17 protein-coding genes and 2 tRNA genes are annotated in these 19,047 nt (G+C 38.6%); 16 read left to right on the forward strand and 3 right to left on the reverse strand.

Features of this window, described 5'->3' with window-relative positions; genetic code table 11:
* Positions 1-173: 173 nt before the first annotated feature.
* The 7 genes from H9565_RS15825 to H9565_RS15855 all read left to right on the forward strand — a co-directional run bounded on the left by H9565_RS15825 (position 174) and on the right by H9565_RS15855 (position 6,182).
* Complete coding sequence (locus tag H9565_RS15825; RefSeq protein WP_215441091.1) at positions 174-1,406, forward strand: Glu/Leu/Phe/Val dehydrogenase dimerization domain-containing protein; 1,233 nt, start codon at positions 174-176, stop codon at positions 1,404-1,406.
* 11 nt (positions 1,407-1,417) lie between these two features.
* Positions 1,418-2,755, forward strand: a complete 1,338-nt coding sequence (gene nhaD / locus H9565_RS15830; RefSeq protein ID WP_215441094.1) for a sodium:proton antiporter NhaD — start codon at positions 1,418-1,420, stop codon at positions 2,753-2,755.
* Between the two features lie 51 nt (positions 2,756-2,806).
* Positions 2,807-3,499 carry a MotA/TolQ/ExbB proton channel family protein gene (locus H9565_RS15835; RefSeq protein ID WP_194526076.1) on the forward strand — a complete coding sequence of 231 codons (693 nt, stop codon included), beginning with the start codon at positions 2,807-2,809 and terminating at the stop codon, positions 3,497-3,499.
* A gap of 10 nt (positions 3,500-3,509) precedes the next feature.
* Positions 3,510-3,896, forward strand: a complete 387-nt coding sequence (locus H9565_RS15840; protein WP_215441096.1) for an ExbD/TolR family protein — start codon at positions 3,510-3,512, stop codon at positions 3,894-3,896.
* Positions 3,896-4,837, forward strand: coding sequence for an energy transducer TonB (locus H9565_RS15845; protein ID WP_215441098.1), 942 nt, complete (start codon positions 3,896-3,898; stop codon positions 4,835-4,837). Before H9565_RS15840 ends, H9565_RS15845 begins: the two co-directional genes overlap by 1 nt.
* Positions 4,834-6,045, forward strand: a complete 1,212-nt coding sequence (locus tag H9565_RS15850) for a bifunctional folylpolyglutamate synthase/dihydrofolate synthase (RefSeq protein ID WP_215441100.1) — start codon at positions 4,834-4,836, stop codon at positions 6,043-6,045. The genes H9565_RS15845 and H9565_RS15850 overlap by 4 nt, the downstream gene beginning before the upstream one ends.
* Before the next feature lie 59 nt (positions 6,046-6,104).
* A tRNA-Val gene (locus H9565_RS15855) sits at positions 6,105-6,182 on the forward strand.
* A 364-nt stretch (positions 6,183-6,546) separates the two neighbouring features.
* Here H9565_RS15855 and H9565_RS15860 read toward each other — a convergent pair.
* Entirely contained in the window at positions 6,547-7,917 is a 1,371-nt protein-coding gene (locus H9565_RS15860) for a c-type cytochrome domain-containing protein (RefSeq protein WP_215441102.1), read from the reverse strand.
* 412 nt (positions 7,918-8,329) lie between these two features.
* On the opposite strand from H9565_RS15860, the gene H9565_RS15865 reads away from it, so the two are divergent.
* From H9565_RS15865 to H9565_RS15885, 5 genes are all read left to right on the forward strand, one after another.
* Positions 8,330-8,404, forward strand: a tRNA-Val gene (locus H9565_RS15865).
* A gap of 523 nt (positions 8,405-8,927) precedes the next feature.
* Complete coding sequence (locus H9565_RS15870) at positions 8,928-9,083, forward strand: hypothetical protein (RefSeq protein ID WP_215441104.1); 156 nt, start codon at positions 8,928-8,930, stop codon at positions 9,081-9,083.
* 233 nt (positions 9,084-9,316) lie between these two features.
* Positions 9,317-9,925, forward strand: coding sequence for an RNA polymerase sigma factor (locus H9565_RS15875; RefSeq protein ID WP_303406378.1), 609 nt, complete (start codon positions 9,317-9,319; stop codon positions 9,923-9,925).
* A gap of 5 nt (positions 9,926-9,930) precedes the next feature.
* The gene (locus tag H9565_RS15880; RefSeq protein WP_246560711.1) at positions 9,931-10,116 is read left to right on the forward strand and encodes a hypothetical protein; all 186 of its coding nucleotides are present in this window, start codon (positions 9,931-9,933) and stop codon (positions 10,114-10,116) included.
* Positions 10,117-10,134: 18 nt separating this feature from the next.
* On the forward strand, positions 10,135-10,959 hold the full coding sequence (locus H9565_RS15885) for a mechanosensitive ion channel family protein (protein WP_215441106.1): 825 nt from the start codon (positions 10,135-10,137) through the stop codon (positions 10,957-10,959).
* 60 nt (positions 10,960-11,019) lie between these two features.
* On the opposite strand, the gene H9565_RS15890 is transcribed toward H9565_RS15885, so the two are convergent.
* Positions 11,020-12,300 (reverse strand): UDP-N-acetylmuramoyl-tripeptide--D-alanyl-D-alanine ligase, encoded by a 1,281-nt coding sequence (locus H9565_RS15890; protein WP_215441107.1) that lies wholly within the window; start codon positions 12,298-12,300, stop codon positions 11,020-11,022.
* Between the two features lie 68 nt (positions 12,301-12,368).
* Positions 12,369-14,036 (reverse strand): gliding motility lipoprotein GldJ, encoded by a 1,668-nt coding sequence (gldJ, locus tag H9565_RS15895; RefSeq protein ID WP_215441108.1) that lies wholly within the window; start codon positions 14,034-14,036, stop codon positions 12,369-12,371.
* Between the two features lie 466 nt (positions 14,037-14,502).
* Between gldJ and porV the strand changes: the two genes are divergently transcribed.
* The 4 genes from porV to H9565_RS15915 all read left to right on the forward strand — a co-directional run bounded on the left by porV (position 14,503) and on the right by H9565_RS15915 (position 19,012).
* Entirely contained in the window at positions 14,503-15,654 is a 1,152-nt protein-coding gene (gene porV / locus H9565_RS15900; protein WP_215441109.1) for a type IX secretion system outer membrane channel protein PorV, read from the forward strand.
* Positions 15,655-15,728: 74 nt separating this feature from the next.
* On the forward strand, positions 15,729-16,211 hold the full coding sequence (gene cdd / locus H9565_RS15905; protein WP_215441110.1) for a cytidine deaminase: 483 nt from the start codon (positions 15,729-15,731) through the stop codon (positions 16,209-16,211).
* A gap of 157 nt (positions 16,212-16,368) precedes the next feature.
* Positions 16,369-17,364, forward strand: coding sequence for a pyruvate dehydrogenase (acetyl-transferring) E1 component subunit alpha (gene pdhA, locus H9565_RS15910; RefSeq protein WP_215441111.1), 996 nt, complete (start codon positions 16,369-16,371; stop codon positions 17,362-17,364).
* A 10-nt stretch (positions 17,365-17,374) separates the two neighbouring features.
* Positions 17,375-19,012, forward strand: coding sequence for a pyruvate dehydrogenase complex dihydrolipoamide acetyltransferase (locus H9565_RS15915; protein WP_215441113.1), 1,638 nt, complete (start codon positions 17,375-17,377; stop codon positions 19,010-19,012).
* The last annotated feature ends 35 nt before the right edge of the window (positions 19,013-19,047 follow it).

Here is a 19,047-nt window from a genome sequence, read left to right on the forward strand (position 1 = left end):
TTAGTGGTCAAAAACTTTGTATCCCAAGCCAAATTTTTATATTTGTTGAATTCGTTTTTCGAATTGATTTAAACTGAAAGTTATGACACAGCAGTAACGCCGTTTTGGCGTAGAGAAAGAGAAATTTTTTAAATGGGGAATTAGAGTCATAATAGTATTTAAATCAATTTATAATGAAAGAATTACTACAAGCATACGAAAATAAATCGCCTGAGATTGTCTTTAATTGGAAAGATAGTGAGACGGAAGCCGAGGGGTGGACGGTCATAAATTCACTTAGAGGTGGAGCTGCAGGAGGAGGAACCAGGATGCGTGAAGGATTGGATATGAACGAGGTGCTTTCTTTGGCAAAAACTATGGAGGTTAAATTTACCGTTTCTGGCCCACCAATTGGCGGGGCTAAGTCCGGAATTAACTTTAACCCCAATGATCCAAGAAAAAAAGGAGTGTTGGAACGTTGGTACCATGCGGTATCACCGTTATTAAAAAGCTACTACGGTACCGGAGGGGACCTTAACGTAGATGAGATTCATGAGGTCATTCCAATTACTGAAGATGCAGGGGTCTGGCATCCTCAAGAGGGCGTTTTTAATGGTCATTTTAAGCCTACCGAAGCAGATAAAATCAACAGAATTGGGCAATTGCGCCTTGGGGTGATCAAAGCTTTGGAAAACAAAAAGTATTCCCCTGAAGTTTCCAGGAAGTATACCGTTGCCGATATGATTACCGGATATGGTGTTGCCGAAGCAGTGAAACATTATTATGATATATACGGCGGGAACGTTGTTGGGAAAAAAGCTATAGTTCAAGGTTTTGGAAATGTAGGGAGCGCCGCGGCCTATTACTTGGCTCAAATGGGTGCTAAAATCGTTGGAATAATTGATCGCGCCGGAGGTGTAATTAATGAAGATGGGTTTTCTTTTGAAGAAATCAAGACTTTTTTCCTTAATAAAAATGGGAATAATCTAATAGCTGGGGCTGATGAGATGATTCCTTTTGATGAAATAAATGAGCGTATCTGGTCTTTGCAGGCAGAGATATTTGCGCCATGTGCCGCATCTCGTCTTGTAACAAGAGATCAGATAAATAGTTTGATCAATACCGGTTTAGAAGTAATTTCCTGCGGGGCTAACGTGCCTTTTGCGGATAAGGAAATATTTTTTGGGCCGATTATGGAGTATACGGACGGAAAGGTGAGTGTAATTCCAGATTTTATATCAAACTGCGGTATGGCACGAGTTTTTGCTTACTTCATGGAAAAAAGAGTAGGCATTGATGATGAGCTTATTTTTAAAGATACTTCGGATACCATCCGAAAAGCTATATTGAACACTTATAAACAAAACTCCTCTAAGGAGAATATCAGCCGAACGGCATTTGAAATTGCATTGAAACAACTAATATAAATAGATTGAGTATGGAGACCATTATTATTATTGTATTCCTCGCAGGTTATCTTGCGATTACCCTTGAGCATAACCTTAAAATAGATAAGCTAATTCCGGCTTTGGCCATGATGGCTATTCTCTGGGCTATAATTGCCTTGACCCATATGGATGTTTTTGAGGTCAATACACAACTTAGGGAGCTCGAGCCCACACATATAGATGAAATTCTACTGCATCACTTAGGTAAAACGGCAGAAATACTAGTCTTTCTATTAGGGGCGATGACCATTGTGGAAATCATTGATTATTTTGATGGATTTGCTACTATTAAAGGGTTTATCCGAACTAAAAGTAAACGAAAGTTGTTATGGTTATTTTCAATATTGGCCTTTGTCCTTTCGGCTATCATAGATAACTTAACTGCTACAATTGTTTTGATTACCATATTGCAAAAAGTGGTTAATGATAGGGAAACACGTCTGTGGTTTGCGGGTATGATTATCATTACGGCAAATGCTGGTGGTGCGTGGTCTCCTATTGGAGATGTAACAACTACCATGCTATGGATCGCAAACAAAGTGTCTGCTTTACAATTAGTGGAACACGTTCTTCTTCCTTCAATAGTTTGTATGGTAGTGCCAGTATTGATAGCTAGTAGATTTAAAGCTTTTAAGGGGAATCTTGATAGTAATATTGATGCTTTAGAAGAGCCAAAGTCTAAATATGGTGCAACAATGTTGTACTTAGGTTTGAGTGCTATCGTATTTGTTCCTTTCTTTAAAACGGTTACTCATTTACCTCCATACGTGGGTATGATGTTGTCATTGGCCGTTGTAGCAACATTTGCTGAAATTTATAGTAATTCAAAATTCAGTATTTCAAATGTGGAAGGAGAAGGAGATGATACTGCAGGTCACCATAGTCCTGTTCATCATTCACTTTCAAAAATTGAACTGCCAAGTATATTATTTTTCTTAGGTATATTATTGGCGGTTGCAGCTTTGGAATCTTTGGGTATGTTATTCCATTATGCCGAAAGTCTAAACGAAGCTATTCCTAATACGGATATTGTGGTAATGCTATTTGGTATTGGTTCCGCTGTAATTGATAATGTGCCTTTAGTGGCTGCTAGTTTGGGAATGTTCTCAGAACCAATGGATAATCCATTATGGCACTTCATTGCATATTCAGCTGGTACAGGAGGTAGTATGTTGATTATCGGTTCTGCTGCCGGTGTTGTTGCCATGGGTATGGAGAAGATAGATTTCTTCTGGTATTTAAAGAAAATAGCATGGTTGGCATTGGTTGGTTTTATATCCGGAGCCGTAACTTTTATTTTATTAAGAGATTTTGTATTAAACGTATAATTTAATCGATAAAATACCGTTATAGAGGCAACTCTAATACCTAAGAATTCTATGATGTTATTTCAAGATATGGCTCAAGATCCTGCAGCTGCGGATGTTATGTCAGAAGAGAAGACACTTTCCGTTATCGATTTGATATTTAATGGCGGTACAGGTAGTGTGCTTATTATAACGGTACTTTTTATCATGTTGTTCGTTGCTCTCTATATTTACTTTGAGCGTATTTTCGCTATCAAGGCGGCCTCAAAAATAGATAGTAATTTTATGAACCAGATTCGCGACCATGTTACCAATGGTAAGTTGGAAGCGGCAAAATTACTTTGTGCCCAGACCGATTCTCCTGTAGCGCGATTAACCGAAAAAGGGGTTTCTAGAATTGGAAAGCCGTTGGATGATATTAATACGGCCATAGAAAATGCAGGTACCTTAGAGGTTTATAAACTGGAGAAGAATGTTAGTATTCTTGCAACGGTTGCGGGTGCCGCACCAATGATCGGATTCTTAGGAACCGTAATTGGTATGATATTGGCGTTCCATGAAATGGCTACCAGTGGTGGTCAAGCAGAGATGGGCTCATTGGCTTCTGGTATATATACCGCAATGACAACTACCGTAGCGGGCTTGATTGTAGGTATTATAGCTTACATTGGGTACAATCATTTGGTGAACAGAACCGATAAAGTGGTTCATAAAATGGAGGCGAACGCCGTAGAGTTTCTAGACTTGTTGAACGAACCTTTATAATTCGCAAGACATGAAACTAAGAGGAAGAAACAAAGTTAGCCCGGATTTTAGTATGTCTTCAATGACAGATATCGTATTTCTGTTATTGATATTCTTTATGCTTACGGCAAACTCTCCCAATGCTTTAGATTTATTACTTCCAAAGGCAAAAGGAAAGTCTACGAACACACAAAACGTATCCGTTAGTATTGATAAGAATTTGCAGTACTACGTTAACAACGAGAGAATAAACGGAGAATACATAGAAATTGAATTAAAAAAGGCACTAGAAGGACAAGATAAACCCACAATTATTTTAAGGGCGGAAGAAAGCGTTGCCATCAAAGAAGCGGTGAACGTTATGGATATTGCCAACAGAAATAGTTATAAGGTAATCTTGGCCGTGCGACCCAATTAATGTCATTCCTAGACACGAGACACAAAAAGAAATCTTTTACACTTACTACTTTTCTACTAAGTGTATTGCTGCTTGTATTGTTCTATATAGGCCTTACCTATATGGACCCACCTATCGAAAACGGAATTTCCGTTAATTTCGGTACTACCAACTTTGGTAGTGGTAATGTGCAGCCTAAAGAGAAAATCCGATCAGAACCTTTGGATACACCACCTGTTGAGCCTTCTAAACAAGAAGAGGTTGTTGAGGAAGTAGAGGAGATTGCAGAAGATGTGCCTGAAGAAGTTGTGGCCGAAGAAGCCCCGGCTGAAAAAGTGTTGACTCAAGAGAACGAAGAATCCATCAAAATTAAAAAAGCTCAAGAGGCCAAAAAGAAAGCGGAAGAAGCAGAGAAGGCTGCTAAGAAAAGGGCCGAGGATGCCCAGAAAAAAGCAAAGGCGGAAGCGGCTAAAAAAGCTCAAGAGAAAAAAGCTGCTGAAGAAAAGGCCCGTAAGGAGCAAGAGGCTAAAAAGAAAAAGCTAGATGCGCTTATTGGCGGTATCAGTAAATCCGAAGGTAATGCTTCGGGAAGCGAAGGAGATGATAACAGAGCGGGTGATAAGGGACAGCCAGATGGTGATCCCTATGCCACGAGTTATTATGGAAGTCCCGGTTCTGGTAGCGGAACAGGTGGTTATGGCTTAAATGGTCGCTCCTTGGTGGGTAAAGGGCAGGTAAAACAGCAGTGTAACGAAGAAGGTAGGGTAGTAGTGAAAATTATTGTTGATCGCAACGGTAATGTAGTGAGTGCTACGCCTGGGGTTAAGGGAACTACCAATAATAGTCCTTGCTTATTGGAGCCTGCAAAGAAAACCGCATTTAAGCATAAATGGAATTTAGATTCCAATGCGCCTAGTCAGCAAGTTGGTTTTGTGGTCGTCAACTTTAAATTGGGAGAGTGACCTATCAGGAAACTTTGGATTGGATGTTTGCGCAACTTCCAATGTATCAACAAAAAGGAAAACAAGCCTATAATGCCAAACTAGATGGTATTCGCAACTTTGCAAATCATTTAAATCATCCGGAGAACAAGTTTAAGAGTATTCACGTGGCCGGGACCAATGGTAAGGGTTCCAGTAGTCATATGTTAGCATCAATACTTCAGGAGGCCGGGTATAGAGTAGGTTTGTACACGTCACCACATCTTAAGGACTTTCGTGAACGTATTCGTATAAATGGCGAATGTGTGGATGAAAGCTTTGTGGTTGAATTTGTAGCGAATAATCAAACTTTTTTTGAAAATCATCATTTGTCTTTTTTTGAAATGACCGTAGGCATGGCCTTTGATTATTTTGCAAAGGAGAAGGTTGATATTGCCGTAGTTGAGGTTGGGCTGGGAGGTAGGTTGGATTCAACCAATATTATACATCCTGAAGTAAGTCTGATTACGAACATAGGTTTTGACCACGTAGATATGTTGGGTGATACCTTACCTAAGATTGCTTTTGAGAAAGCGGGTATCATTAAAGAGGGTGTTCCTGTGGTGGTAAGTGAATTTCAGTCTGAAACGGACGAAACGTTTCGGAAGATGGCCAAATCTAAGAAGGCAAAACTTATTTATGCGGAGCGCGAAATTGAAGAGGTGTATCCTACTTCACTCTTAGGTGCATATCAAAAAAAGAATGTTAAAGGCGTATTGGCCGTTATAAGACAACTAAATGGTTTTGGTTTAGCCGATGAACAAATACGCAAAGGGCTTTTGAATGTGGCCGAGAATACAAGTTTAATGGGGAGGTGGCAGCAAATAAATGTTGCTCCAACCGTTATTTGCGATACGGCACATAATAAAGAAGGTCTATCTATTGTGATAAATCAGGTATCTCAGCAAAAATTTAGAAAATTATTTTTCGTACTCGGTTTCGTGAAGGGTAAGGACCTTGATGGTATACTTCCTTTGTTTCCAAAAGATGCGAATTACTACTTGTCATCACCAAGTATTTCAAGAGGATTAGAGGTTAATGAGTTGATGGACAGGGTGAAAGATTTTGGTTTGAACGGGAGAAAATATACATCTATTGAAGCTGCGTATCATGCCGCTTTGGCAGAGGCCGGACCGGAAGATTTTATCTTTGTTGGAGGTAGTACGTTCACAGTTTCAGAAGTAATTTAATTTTTTTTCTTTTTTTGTTTTGAGAAGTAAAAAAGAGTCTTATATTTGCACACCTTTTAGGGCAATTAGCTCAGTTGGTTCAGAGCACCTCGTTTACACCGAGGGGGTCGGGGGTTCGAATCCCTCATTGCCCACCAAAATCCTCAAGCATTAAAATGTTTGAGGATTTTTTCTTTTTAGGACTTTTTACCTTCTACGTTTTGGTTAGAACAGCGTTAAATCATCCCTTCACAAAACATGTCCGCTCGTTGTTAAGAACGTTAAAAAAGCTATTGGATTTTACTCAAAGATTAAAGCCTGGTCTTTATAGTGTGCGACGAATTTTTCCACAAGTGTAGAAGCATGGTATTGCTTGTGTCTAAATTAGAAATGGAACAGTTTTGCAAAGGTCACGAGTTGTTAGGCATTTATAGTTTGTCAACCACCAAATGTGCTCAGTCTTCATAAAAAAAAGCCGCCTAAATAGTTTAGGTGGCTTTTAAAATTTCAAATGTAGATCGGTTATCCTTTTCCTATTACAATCTTTAGTTTTTCGTTGTTCTCCTGAATGTTTTTTGCTGTTTGGGCACTTACTCCTGTTTGCCATAAATAAACGCGCTTAAGGCTGCTTATTTTTTCTATACTTGGTAAACATGCGTCAGTTACTTTAGTACCGTATAGATTTAAGGCTTCTAAATGCTCTAGTCCGGCTAAGTGAGAAACACCTTTATCCGAAATCTCTGTTTTTTCTAATTGTAAACGAGTAAGGTTCACAAACTCTGAAATATTTGAAAGTTGTTCGTCACTAACATTCGTATTGGCCAGGTTTAACCAAGTCACATAGTCTTTTACCTTATGGAGTTCTGCTAGTTTTTCTTGAGTAAGGTCCGAACCTGAATATTTAACGTCTAATAAGGAATTGTCAGGACCTAAGATTTTAACTTCAAAACCTTGTTGTACCAGATTGGATAATTGGATGCTGTCCAGTTTTTGAAGCTGTACCGTCTCATACCATGGTTTTGGGTTGGTGTCAATGCCATAGCGTCTTAGTAGAACTGGCTTTATGTTTTCGGTTACGTTCATGCTAGTTAACGCGCCTTCAAAAGGAGCTCCCTGTTCAATCCACCATTCTACAGTTTTGATTTCGTCATAGGTGAGGGCATTATTTGTAGGGGGCATGAACTTTACATTTTTTGGTGGAAGCGTAATTCTTCTAAAAAGTTCGCTGTCTTGGGTATTTCCGGCGGCAATAACATTTTCGCTCTCTCCGCCCATACGTAATGAATCTGGGTGGCTCATGTTCAGTCCGCCTCGCTTTATTTCGTCATTATGACACCCTATGCATTTTGCTTCAAAAATTGGAGCAACCAAATCGGCATAAACTTGAACAGAATCTGGAGTCATAAATGAAGGACCGGAGTCCTTTGCATCTTTTGCACCCAACAGTTTTTGGATAGGGGCAGGAGCGTATTCGGTCAAGTAAGTTTCGCCATGGGTTAAATTTCCCCCTTTATGACCTTCTATAAAAAGCATGGCCAAAAGTAGAATGTTAAAACCGTGTTGTAATTTAATGGGGAAAGCTTTTGGTTTGCTCTTTAGGTACCATCCAATAAAGGCCACTATTACCAAGGCAATGCCCAGCCATCTATGGGCGAATAGGTGTTCTTCTTCATATAGGCCGGTTTCACCTAAGAACCATCCGGAAATGGCGGCACCCGCGGCACTAAGTGCACCTAATAACCATGCGAGTGGTATTAGTTTGCTTTTGACTTCGGTTTTTTTGAAGCTTTCGTACCATTCTAAAACAATGGCTAAAAAAAGAAACCCAATAGGAAGATGTACAAATAATGGGTGAAAGCGACCTAAAAAAGTTGAGAATTCTAATGCTATCATGACTCTTGGTTCTAAATTGTTGGTTTGAGTTGAACAATAAATTTATAATTAAAAAAAATACTCATGTTTAATATCAACTCAGGGTATGTGTTGCGCATACTGTAAAATAATGAGTCAATCTTTGAGCTATTGTAAATTTATTGTGATTGACGCAAAATACATATTTTAAATGATAGGATTAGTGCAATAAATGGTCAATCTATGCAATGTTGAGTATTTGTAGACTTTGTAAAGTACGTAAACTTGGGTTAGGTTGGTTAATGGATAATAATTTAGCGTAAACTTTAGTGTTGTTAGGTGTAAGTTGTTGACTCTTTGTACTGAACGTGCAATGCGGGTTTTGTCTTACTAAAGACAATTAATTTATGTTTTCTTAATCCGAAATTAATTTTACCTTTGGCCCACTATTTATGGGTCATTAGCTCAGTTGGTTTAGAGCGCTGCCTTGACAGGGCAGAGGTCACTGGTTCGAATCCAGTATGACCCACATATTTCTCTCTTCTTCCCTACTTGCAATTTTCACATTTTAACAATGTAGATCAGGTGTTTTTTTAAAATTCAATAATTACATCAGGGACAATTCTTTCTTTTTTGAGGAATAGGTAAATATTTATACTTTTTTATGTGACTTTTTTTGTTAAGTGGTTTCCTACTAAGTGTATAACCTGTTAATTACTAAGTGTGTTTAATCCGTTTGTTCTTCTTTTGGCAGTTAGTTTAATCATTTTTTTGGTGATTGTGGTATTTGTGATACCATCGGCCTTATCTTCTAAAGAGCATACTAGAAAAGGTAGGGGCTATTTAGATTTAAGAGGTAAAACAAAATGGAAAAAAAAGATGAAAGAAAAACCTGAGTAGAATCAAAGTAAAAATGAAAATTATATGATCTAAGATATTTGTGTTTAGGGGTAGATAAAGCTGTAATGTTGGTTTCAAAATAGAATTTTTGGTAAAAAGTGACTTTTTGTTAATTGCCGTGTCTAAAAGAATACACTAACTAACATTACTATATGATGAATGATCTTGTATTTGTATTCTTCAGTATAAGCATTGCCATATTCCTGTTGGGTATGGTAGTTATGCTTCCCAACATTTTGTTTTCTACAAATTCCAGTGCCAAAGAACAGAAACCTGAGGCGCTCAAGGATAAAGAGAAAAAAGAATAATTGACACCTTTTCGGTCAACTATTAAAACCAAGACATAGGTTTTAGGGTTGGAAAATGTTCTTTATTATTAAGATGGAAAAGCTCATTCTTGCTTTGTTTAAAAAGCAGATGTTGAGCTTTTTTTATTGATTACTTTTCTGTTTTGAAGGTGATTACTGGCGCTATATTTATACCTTTGCGTGTCGTTAATGAGTCTGTTAAAATATATTACGGTGACTTTTAGACATTTTTTGTGTCGCAATTAGTAACTAGCAACCAGAACCAAATATTGGAAACAGAAGTAGTACCGGAATTGATGTCGGATGAAGAGCTTGTGCGCAAGATAGCGAGGCATAATGATGCTTTGCTTTTTGCTGTACTCTACGATAGGTATGCACAAAGAGTATATAATAAATGTTACAGCTTTTCTAATTCGCAAGCAGAGGCCCAAGACCTTACGCAGGATGTTTTCCTGATGCTTTTTGTGAAGCTTTCCAGTTTTAAGGGAAAGTCAAAATTCTCTACTTGGGTATATGCGTTCACCTATAATTTTTGTGTGAACTATGTGAAAAGGAACAAGCAGAGGTTAATGAGTGATAAATCTGATTCTATTTCGCAAACAACTAAACCCATAACGGTGGTAGATGATGATGCGGAAATAGCCAATATGCGGTCGGAAAAACTTAAAAAGGCCTTAAATTTAGTAGACCCAGAGGATAAAAAAATATTGCTTTTAAAGTACCAAGACGATATATCGATAAAAGAACTGACCTCAATATTAGATATAGGGGAAAGTGCCGTGAAAATGCGACTCAAACGAGCAAAGTCTCGTATTGTGGAAGCTTATAACAAAATACCATAATGTCTATGGAAAAGAAAAATCCATTTAAGGAAATGGAAGACTCGTTGCACGAGGTTCCTCCTCATTTGAAAAAGAAGGTTATGGATGATATAGCTTCTGCCAAACTTGTTATGGACATGGCAAACTTGTTTACATGTAATTATAAGTCTGCAATTGAAGATATATTTAAAACCAAGCCCGATATTATTTAACGCATAACATTTAAGAAAATGGATAAAGTTTCAGAGTGGAAAGATTTAACTTTCAATACCTTAAGTACTATCGTAAGTGATATAGCATCTGCGTTACCCAATATTTTGGGAGCTATCGTTATTCTGATGTTGGGGTGGGGCATTAGTAAAGTAGTGCGTTTTGTTCTTAAAAAGGTGTTCAAGATAGCGCAGTTGAGTAAAGTCTCGGATAAAATTAATGAAGCAAGGTTATTTGGAGACAGTAACGTTAAAATAGATATAGAGAAAGTATTGCTTCAGTTTGTGAAGTATATACTATTGTTGGTATTTATTATAGTTGCGGCAGATATAGTAGAGCTTACCATCATCTCGCAAGAGATAGCCAACCTGCTCCGTTATCTTCCAATATTACTTAGTGCAATGGTCATTTTTATGATCGGACTATATGCGGCCAAGTTGATAAAATCCGCACTGAAAAGCGTTTTTGATTCTATGGGCTTTGGAGGCGGAAAGCTTGTTAGTAGTATAGTTTTCTATATCATGGTGATTTTTGTTACCATAACGGCTTTAAATCAAGCGGGGATTGATACTTCCATGTTTACAAGTAATTTCACGCTTATATTGGGTGCGTTTCTTTTAGCTTTTGCGTTAGGACTAGGTCTTGGGTCTAGAAATGTGGTTGAAAGCCTGTTGAAGACTTTTTATGCACGAAAAAATTATGCCGCAGGAGATAAGGTGAAGTTTGCGGATATAGAGGGCACAATTGAAGCGATAGATAATATTAGTGTAACCTTAAATACAAAAGAAGGAAAGCTAATTGTACCTATAAAAGAGATTGTAGAAAATAGGGTTAAGTTGGAATAGAAGCCAACAAGTAGTAATAGATGGTAAAGGCAGTACTTTAGGGGTGCTGCCTTTTTTGGTTTAAATGGAATCTAGAATGCGTTCCAAGGCCATGCCTCGTGACCCTTTTATAAGGATAAGGCTTTTGGGATTAGGTTGTTGGTCCTTTAAATAGTCCTTAAGTTTGGCAAAAGTGCTATATTTCTTAAAAGATGTGTTGGTCTTGTGAAAGTTTTCACCAACGAGTATAACCTCGCCAAAATTTAATTCTTTTGCTAAATCTGCTATATTTTGGTGCTCAACAGATGCAATTTCCCCGAGCTCGAACATATCGCCTAAAAAAGCAATTTTGTAGCCTCCTTCCATCTGAGAGAAATTTTCCAAGGCGGCTTTCATGCTTGTAGGGTTAGCATTGTAGGCATCAAGGATAATTTGGTGGCCGTTATGGTTAATGATTTGAGAGCGATTGTTGTTAGGGGAGTAGCCTTTTATGGCTTCTGCAATTTCACTAAGGGGAACGTTAAAGTATTTTCCTATAAGTATGGCCGCTGCACAATTGGTGAAGTTGTAACTGCCTATTAACTGTGATTCAACTTTTAGGTCTTCAAATGATGCTGTAACAAATGGATTTGCTCCTAAGAATTCTATTTTGTAAAATTCTTTTTGACTAGTGCTAAAGCCGTATTTTTTTATATAGCTCCCTAGTTTTTGAAACTGAACCGGGTCATCACCGTTCATGAATATATGCTTATCGTTTTGGGTGAGATAATCATATAATTCGCTTTTACCTTTTATAACACCTTCTTCGCTTCCAAAACCTTCAATATGGGCTTTTCCAAAATTGGTGATATATCCAAAATCCGGCAGTGCCAAACTGCACAGGAACTCAATTTCTTTTTGGTGGTTTGCTCCCATTTCTATAATGGCAATTTCAGTCTCTGGTTTTATTGAGAGTAGGGTAAGGGGTACTCCAATATGGTTGTTGAGGTTGCCCTTGGTTGCAATAGTGCGGTACTTTTTTGATAGCACGGCATTAATCAACTCTTTGGTGGTGGTTTTGCCGTTACTTCCCGTTAACGCAATAACCTTAGCGTTGGAGTGATTTCTGTGGAAAGAAGCTAATTCTTGAAGCGCTTCCAAAACATTATCAACTAGGATAAACCTTTGGTCTGATTGTGCATGGTCTTCCTCATCAACCACGGCATAGGCAGCTCCGTTCTCCAATGCCTTGGTGGCGTATTCATTTCCATTAAAGTTGTCTCCTTTTAAGGCGAAGAAAATACAGTTTTCCTTTATTTTTCTGGTATCCGTAGAGATTTCTGGAAACTCCAAAAAGATGTCGTGCAATTGAGCTGTTTTCATAAAGTAAAAGTATAAAAAAAGTCTCGGCATATTATACCGAGACTTTTTAGAAAAATATTTTAAGGAGCTTATCTTACTTTTTTACCTCTTGGTGTTTTGTTCTTAGTTTTAGATTTAGATCCAACCCTAGACATAGCACATCTGAAACCTACGTAATCCGTAGCCATATATTGAGGCATATATCTTCTTTGTGCAGGATCTAACCAGTAGGCACGATCTCTCCAAGAACCACCTTTGTAAACTCTAACTTCGTCATTGATCAATGTTGATCTGTTGTTAGACTTATCATACTGACGAACCAATTTCCCGGTTGAGTCACGCTCAACACTATGCTTAGGAGAGTTGTACATTTTCTTTCTGTCATTCTCATCTTCCTCATCACTAAATTGATCAAAGAATCTAGAAGAACCTGGGTCACCATCACGGTATCCTCTGTTGTCACTTGAAGAGAAGTTAGTTCTTAAATAAGTTTCTTCTTCATCAACAGGTACCATTTTAATTTCACCAGGAAGGTTAACGGCAACTATTTTTCCGTTTGGCATGGTATCGTACATTACAGAGTCTCTAAGAATGTTTACTTTACCATCTTCTCCTATTGCGGTTTTCATGTAAATGTTACCACGGTAGTAGTTAAAATCACTTACTTCATCATCTACAATAGGTCTGTAAACATCAGCAACCCATTCGGCAACGTTACCCGCCATGTCATAAAGACCAAGATCGTTAGGCTTGTAAGACATTACTTGAGCAGTAATATCGGCACCATCATCGGACCATCCGGCAATTCCGCCGTAATCACCTTTACCTTGCTTAAAGTTGGCTAACTGGTCACCTCTACCTACACGTTGTCCGTTTCTGGTATAATCCCCTTCCCAAGGATATTTTTTTCTACCTCTATAATTATTGTATTCACGGTTACCTTGGTTGGCTTGTGCGGCGTATTCCCATTCGGTTTCCGTTGGTAGTCTATATTCTGGCATAATTACACCGCTACTTCTTTTGGCAAATGTATTTACACTGTCCTTTTTAGCTTTTCCTTGTAAAGAGTCTATTTGCCCGTTGTAAACAGATTCTGGTCTGTTCAAATAAGCTTCCGTACTAAAAGTACCTGCTACTTCGCCTTGGGCCGCTTGGTATTTGGCATCTTTTGCCAAGTAACCTTCTCTTTCCAACATTACTTCGTTAACACGATCTGTACGCCACTCGGCAAACTGTGTTGCTTGAACCCAGTTTACACCAACTACAGGATATTCAGCGTAAGCCGGATGTCTTAAATAGTTGTTGGTCATAGTTTCATTAAAGCCTAATCTATTTCTCCAAACCAAAGTATCTGGCAAAGCACCTTTATAGATGTTTGCGTATTGCGGATTCTCGGGAGGATAGACACTTTTAAGATAATCAAGGTACTCCAAGTACATGACATTGGTTACCTCTGTCTCGTCCATATAAAAAGACTGTACGTGTTGCGATGTAGGTGTGTTGTTCCAATCGTGCATAACGTCATCCTGTACTTTACCCTTGGTGAAAGTACCACCTTCAACAAACACAAGGCCTGGTGCCGTTTCTTGTTCTTTAAAATCCGTATTGTATTGAAAACCACCTTCTTTGGCGTTTATTTTCCAGCCTGTGGCTCTTGACACGTCTTTGGAAGAACCGGAATTTTTACAGCTGGTAACCGTAAAACCTCCCGCTAGTACTGCACAAGAAAGTACAACTTTGATAAACTGTTTTTTCATAATTAGGACTTGAGTTCAAATAGTACCACTGCTTAAAATGGTAGCGCAGTTGGTTATTTTATTTTGATTAATTTTTAGTGTCACTTTCGGCATATAAAACGATGATTTGCACAGAATATTTTATTTGTGAAAAATTATTTTGTCTGCCAAGGAGACATCGCGTTTGCAATTAACCGATGCCGCCTCAAAAATCATAACGGTGCAAATAACTTTATAGTATGGCTAGATGCATTTCTTTTGCCCAAAAAACAGTATGAAGGTCATAATATTTCTAAGCGAATGCGAAATTACAAAAGATGTGCGTACTTTATGCCCTGTTTTTGATTTGAAACGGAAATTTGAAAATTTTGTGTTTTCTATGCAAGATATTCCTTAAAAGGCCGTTTACATGTAATACAACTAATATATTTTTGGTTTGTAGCACTATATTGTAATATTTGACCGACTAAATTTAGCTATATTAAAAATGAAAAAAATTTCAATACTTATTTTGCTTGTGTTTGCATGCAAAGTATCGGCCCAAGAAGCAGGTGATCGTGTAATTACCACTGCAGTTCCCTTTTTGAACATAACAGCAGATGCCAGAGCGGCAGGTATGGGTGATTTGGGTGTGGCCACTTCAACCGACGCATATTCTCAGCAATGGAACCCTGCAAAGTTTGCATTTGCGGAGCGTAAAATGGGTATTGGTATGGGGTATACGCCTTATCTTAGCAATGCCATCTCCGGTATTGGTCTTTTAAACGCAAGTTATTTCAATAAAATTAATGATCAGAGCGCTTTTGCCGTTAGTCTTCGCTATTTTACCTTGGGAGATATTGAGCTTAGGCAAACTTTTGATGATGTAGGAACGGTTGTTAAGCCAAACGAACTGTCTTTTGATGGGTCGTATTCTTTAAAATTGAGCCCAACTTTTTCAATGGCTGTAGGGGGTAGATATATTAGGTCTAACCTCAAATTCCAAAATGATAATAATGTAGATTCTAAGCCGGGAAGTACTTTTGCGGTTGATGTAGCAGGCTTTTACCGTTCTAGGGAAATTGCCTATAACAGGTTTGACGGCCGCTGGAGAGGTGGCTTTAATATTTCAAACTTAGGAGGTAAAATTGCTTATGATGAAAATGGGCAAGATAACTTCATCCCAACAAATTTAAAGTTTGGTTTTGGTTTTGATTTTATTCTTGATCAAGACAATGTAATTGGCCTTACTACCGAATTCAATAAGTTGTTAGTGCCAACACCTCAGGATTTTGACAATGATGGAGATATGGATGCCGCGGATAACGACGAGTACCAAAATATTGGATTTTTAAGTGGTGTGTTTAAATCTTTTGGAGATGCCCCTGATGGTTTTAGTGAGGAGCTAAAAGAAATGACATGGGCTTTAGGTGCAGAATATACATACCAAGATGCTTTTATGTTCCGTACAGGTTATTTCAATGAGAGTGATGTAAAAGGTTTTAGAAAATATTTTACGTTGGGTGCAGGTTTTAAATTTAATTCCGCTCAAATAGACTTATCGTATCTATTTTCTACATCTAAAATCACTAACCCTGTAGAGAATTCACTTCGTTTCTCTTTAACCTTTAATTTAGGGGATGAGTTCTATAACGATTAAGATTCGTATAAATATATAATAAGAAAACCTGCCATACGGTAGGTTTTCTTATTTTAGGCCCTTATTAAACAAGTATGCAAAAACAGAATATATCTTTTGAATTGACCATTTTTGATTCAATTCAGGAGCTTTCGGAAGAGGATGGTAAACTTATGATAGATGCGATTGGAGCAAGAAAAAATGCCTATGCACCTTACTCGAGCTTTCAGGTTGGTGCTGCGGTGCTATTGGAAAATGGCGAAGTGGTTATTGGTAACAATCAAGAAAACGCTTCTTATCCGTCGGGACTTTGTGCTGAGCGTGTGGCAATTTTCTACGCTGGAGCAAAATATCCGGGTGTGGGCATTACTGCTATAGCCATAACCGCTACCTCTGTCAATTATGAGTTAACCAATCCTGCGGCACCTTGTGGAAACTGTAGGCAGGCTATCTCGGAGTATGAAGTAAAGCAAAAAACGCCCATAGCACTTTTGATGATGGGGGAAAAAGGCAAAATTTTTAAATGTAATTCCATGGCGGATATTCTGCCATTGGGCTTTGATAGTTCGTTTTTGTAACAGTTCTGAACAACCTAAGGATAAATTCTAACAAACCTTTTACTTCAATTTTTTTCAACTATTGATTTAATATGTATTTTTGCCCTTCTGGTTGGTTCCGTGAATAAAAAAGAAACGGCCAGGGTGTTGTAACCACGAATCCAAATTATTAGCATCAATGAAAAAAATTACCAAAGAAGTATATCTGAAATGGTATGAAGATATGTTGTTCTGGCGCAAGTTCGAGGACAAGCTGGCACAGGTCTACATTCAACAAAAAGTTAGAGGTTTTTTACACTTGTATAATGGTCAAGAAGCTGTTTTGGCTGGCTCATTGCATGCAATGGACTTAACCAAAGACCGTATGATCACGGCCTACAGGAATCACGTTCAGCCAATTGGTATGGGTGTTGATCCTAAACAAGTAATGGCAGAATTGTATGGTAAGGTTACTGGTACTTCCAAAGGTATGGGAGGTTCAATGCATATATTCTCAAAAGAACACCGTTTTCATGGTGGTCATGGTATCGTGGGAGGACAAATTCCATTAGGTGCAGGTATGGCTTTTGGAGATAAGTACGCCGGTAGGGATAACGTTACCTTATGTTATATGGGTGATGGTGCCGTACGTCAAGGCTCCTTTCATGAAGCGTTGAACTTGGCAATGCTTTGGCAACTTCCGGTAGTATTTATTTGTGAAAACAATGGTTATGCTATGGGTACTTCTGTAGAGAGAACATCATATTCAACTGAAATTTGGAAACTAGGTTTGGGTTACGAGATGCCTTGTGGTCCCGTAGACGGTATGGATCCGGTAACGGTTGCTCAAGAGGTAAGTAAAGCCGTAGAAAGAGCACGCTCTGGAGGTGGACCAACTTTCCTTGAAATGAAAACATATAGATATAGAGGTCATTCTATGTCGGATGCACAGCATTATAGAACAAAGGAGGAAGTAAAGGAATATCAGAAAATAGACCCTATTACCCAAGTTCTTGATATTATTAAAGAGAACGATTACGCATCCGATGAAGACATTAAGGCAATAGACAAAAAAGTTAAGGATTTGGTGTTGGAATGCGAAAAATTCGCAGACGAATCAGATTATCCGCCAGTACAGCAATTGTACGATATGGTCTATGAGCAAGAAGATTTTCCATTTGTACAACATAAATAATTTTAGGTAAATGGCAGAAGTAATAAACATGCCCCGCTTGAGCGATACCATGGAAGAAGGTACCGTAGCCAAATGGTTGAAAAACGTTGGTGACAAAGTTGAGGAAGGCGATATACTTGCAGAAATAGAAACTGACAAAGCCACAATGGAATTTGAGTCCTTTTATGAAGGTACTTTATTGCATATTGGTATTGCAGAAGGAGATGGTGCACCGGTAGATTCTCTTTTGGCCATTATTGGTGAAGAGGGAGAAGATATCTCATCATTGTTAAACGGTAGTGCGGATACTTCTGGCGAAGAAGAGGCGGAAGAAGCCAATGAACCTGCAGCTTCAAGTTCTGAAGGTTCTGAGGAAGTTGCTTCTGCAGATGTTCCAGAGGGCGTAGAAGTGGTAAAGATGCCTCGCCTTAGTGATACGATGGAAGAGGGTACTGTTGCTGCTTGGTTGAAAAAAGTGGGTGATACGGTAGAAGAAGGGGATATTTTAGCTGAAATCGAAACGGATAAAGCTACAATGGAATTTGAATCCTTCTACTCGGGTACCTTATTATATATCGGTATTCAAGAGGGTGAATCTTCTCCGGTTGATGCAGTGTTGGCGGTTATAGGACCTGCAGGTACAGATGTTGATGCCGTGCTTAATGCCAAGCCGTCTTCGGGTAAGAAAGAAAGTGCTTCTTCTGAAACTAAAAAAGAAGAGCCAAAAAAGGAAGCTTATAAAGATACTTCAACTCCAAAGGCTGTAAATGACGGCCAACGTATATTTGTATCGCCTTTGGCCAAGAAAATAGCAAAGGAAAAGGGTATTGATTTAGCCAATGTTAAAGGTTCAGGAGATAACGGACGAATTGTGAAGAAAGATGTAGAGGGGTATACTCCTGCTGCAGCTTCTCAAGCTCCGCAAAAAGCGGCTAGTTCGCAAGCGGCGGCACCTGCAAGTGCTCCTGTAATCCTGCCAGTAGGTGAAGAAGGTTCTGAGGAGGTCAAAAATTCGCAAATGCGAAAAACCATCGCAAAGCGTTTGTCCGAATCCAAATTTACCGCACCTCACTATTACTTGACTATAGAAGTAGACATGAGCAATGCCATGGCTTCTAGAAAACAGATAAATGATTTGCCTGATACAAAGGTTTCTTTTAACGATATGGTAGTAAAAGCATGTGCCATGGCCCTGAAGAAGCATCCGCAGGTAAATACTACTTGGAACGGAGATACTACACGTTACAACCATCATGTACATGTTGGTGTTGCCGTAGCTGTAGATGAAGGTCTTGTTGTTCCTGTGTTGAAATTCACAGAGCAATTGAGTTTAACTCAGATCGGTGCTGCCGTTAAGGATTTGGCCGGTCGTGCGAGAAACAAAAAACTGACTCCGGCAGAGATGGATGGTAGTACGTTTACAGTTTCTAACTTGGGTATGTTCGGTATTACCGAGTTTACTTCAATCATTAATCAACCTAACTCCGCAATTTTATCCGTTGGAGCCATTGTTCAAAAACCAGTGGTTAAAGACGGTCAGATTGTAGTTGGTAATACAATGAAGGTAACTTTGGCTTGTGACCATAGAACGGTTGATGGGGCTACTGGCGCTCAATTTTTATTAACACTACGTGCGTATTTGGAAAATCCGGTAACCATGCTGGCTTAAACAGATCGCTAACTATTATAATAAAGGCATCTTGG

The sequence above is a fragment of the Zobellia russellii genome, assembly GCF_018728565.1.
Lineage (GTDB): Bacteria > Bacteroidota > Bacteroidia > Flavobacteriales > Flavobacteriaceae > Zobellia > Zobellia russellii.

Excerpts from the sequence above, each read along its gene's own strand:
- H9565_RS15825 (WP_215441091.1), top strand. The coding sequence starts at position 174 with ATGAAAGAATTACTACAAGCATACGAAAATAAATCGCCTGAGATTGTC.
- nhaD (WP_215441094.1), top strand. The coding sequence starts at position 1,418 with ATGGAGACCATTATTATTATTGTATTCCTCGCAGGTTATCTTGCGATT.
- H9565_RS15835 (WP_194526076.1), top strand. The coding sequence starts at position 2,807 with ATGATGTTATTTCAAGATATGGCTCAAGATCCTGCAGCTGCGGATGTT.
- H9565_RS15840 (WP_215441096.1), top strand. The coding sequence starts at position 3,510 with ATGAAACTAAGAGGAAGAAACAAAGTTAGCCCGGATTTTAGTATGTCT.
- H9565_RS15845 (WP_215441098.1), top strand. The coding sequence starts at position 3,896 with ATGTCATTCCTAGACACGAGACACAAAAAGAAATCTTTTACACTTACT.
- H9565_RS15860 (WP_215441102.1), bottom strand. The coding sequence starts at position 7,917 with ATGATAGCATTAGAATTCTCAACTTTTTTAGGTCGCTTTCACCCATTA.
- H9565_RS15870 (WP_215441104.1), top strand. The coding sequence starts at position 8,928 with ATGATGAATGATCTTGTATTTGTATTCTTCAGTATAAGCATTGCCATA.
- H9565_RS15880 (WP_246560711.1), top strand. The coding sequence starts at position 9,931 with ATGGAAAAGAAAAATCCATTTAAGGAAATGGAAGACTCGTTGCACGAG.
- H9565_RS15885 (WP_215441106.1), top strand. The coding sequence starts at position 10,135 with ATGGATAAAGTTTCAGAGTGGAAAGATTTAACTTTCAATACCTTAAGT.
- H9565_RS15890 (WP_215441107.1), bottom strand. The coding sequence starts at position 12,300 with ATGAAAACAGCTCAATTGCACGACATCTTTTTGGAGTTTCCAGAAATC.
- gldJ (WP_215441108.1), bottom strand. The coding sequence starts at position 14,036 with ATGAAAAAACAGTTTATCAAAGTTGTACTTTCTTGTGCAGTACTAGCG.
- porV (WP_215441109.1), top strand. The coding sequence starts at position 14,503 with ATGAAAAAAATTTCAATACTTATTTTGCTTGTGTTTGCATGCAAAGTA.
- cdd (WP_215441110.1), top strand. The coding sequence starts at position 15,729 with ATGCAAAAACAGAATATATCTTTTGAATTGACCATTTTTGATTCAATT.
- pdhA (WP_215441111.1), top strand. The coding sequence starts at position 16,369 with ATGAAAAAAATTACCAAAGAAGTATATCTGAAATGGTATGAAGATATG.
- H9565_RS15915 (WP_215441113.1), top strand. The coding sequence starts at position 17,375 with ATGGCAGAAGTAATAAACATGCCCCGCTTGAGCGATACCATGGAAGAA.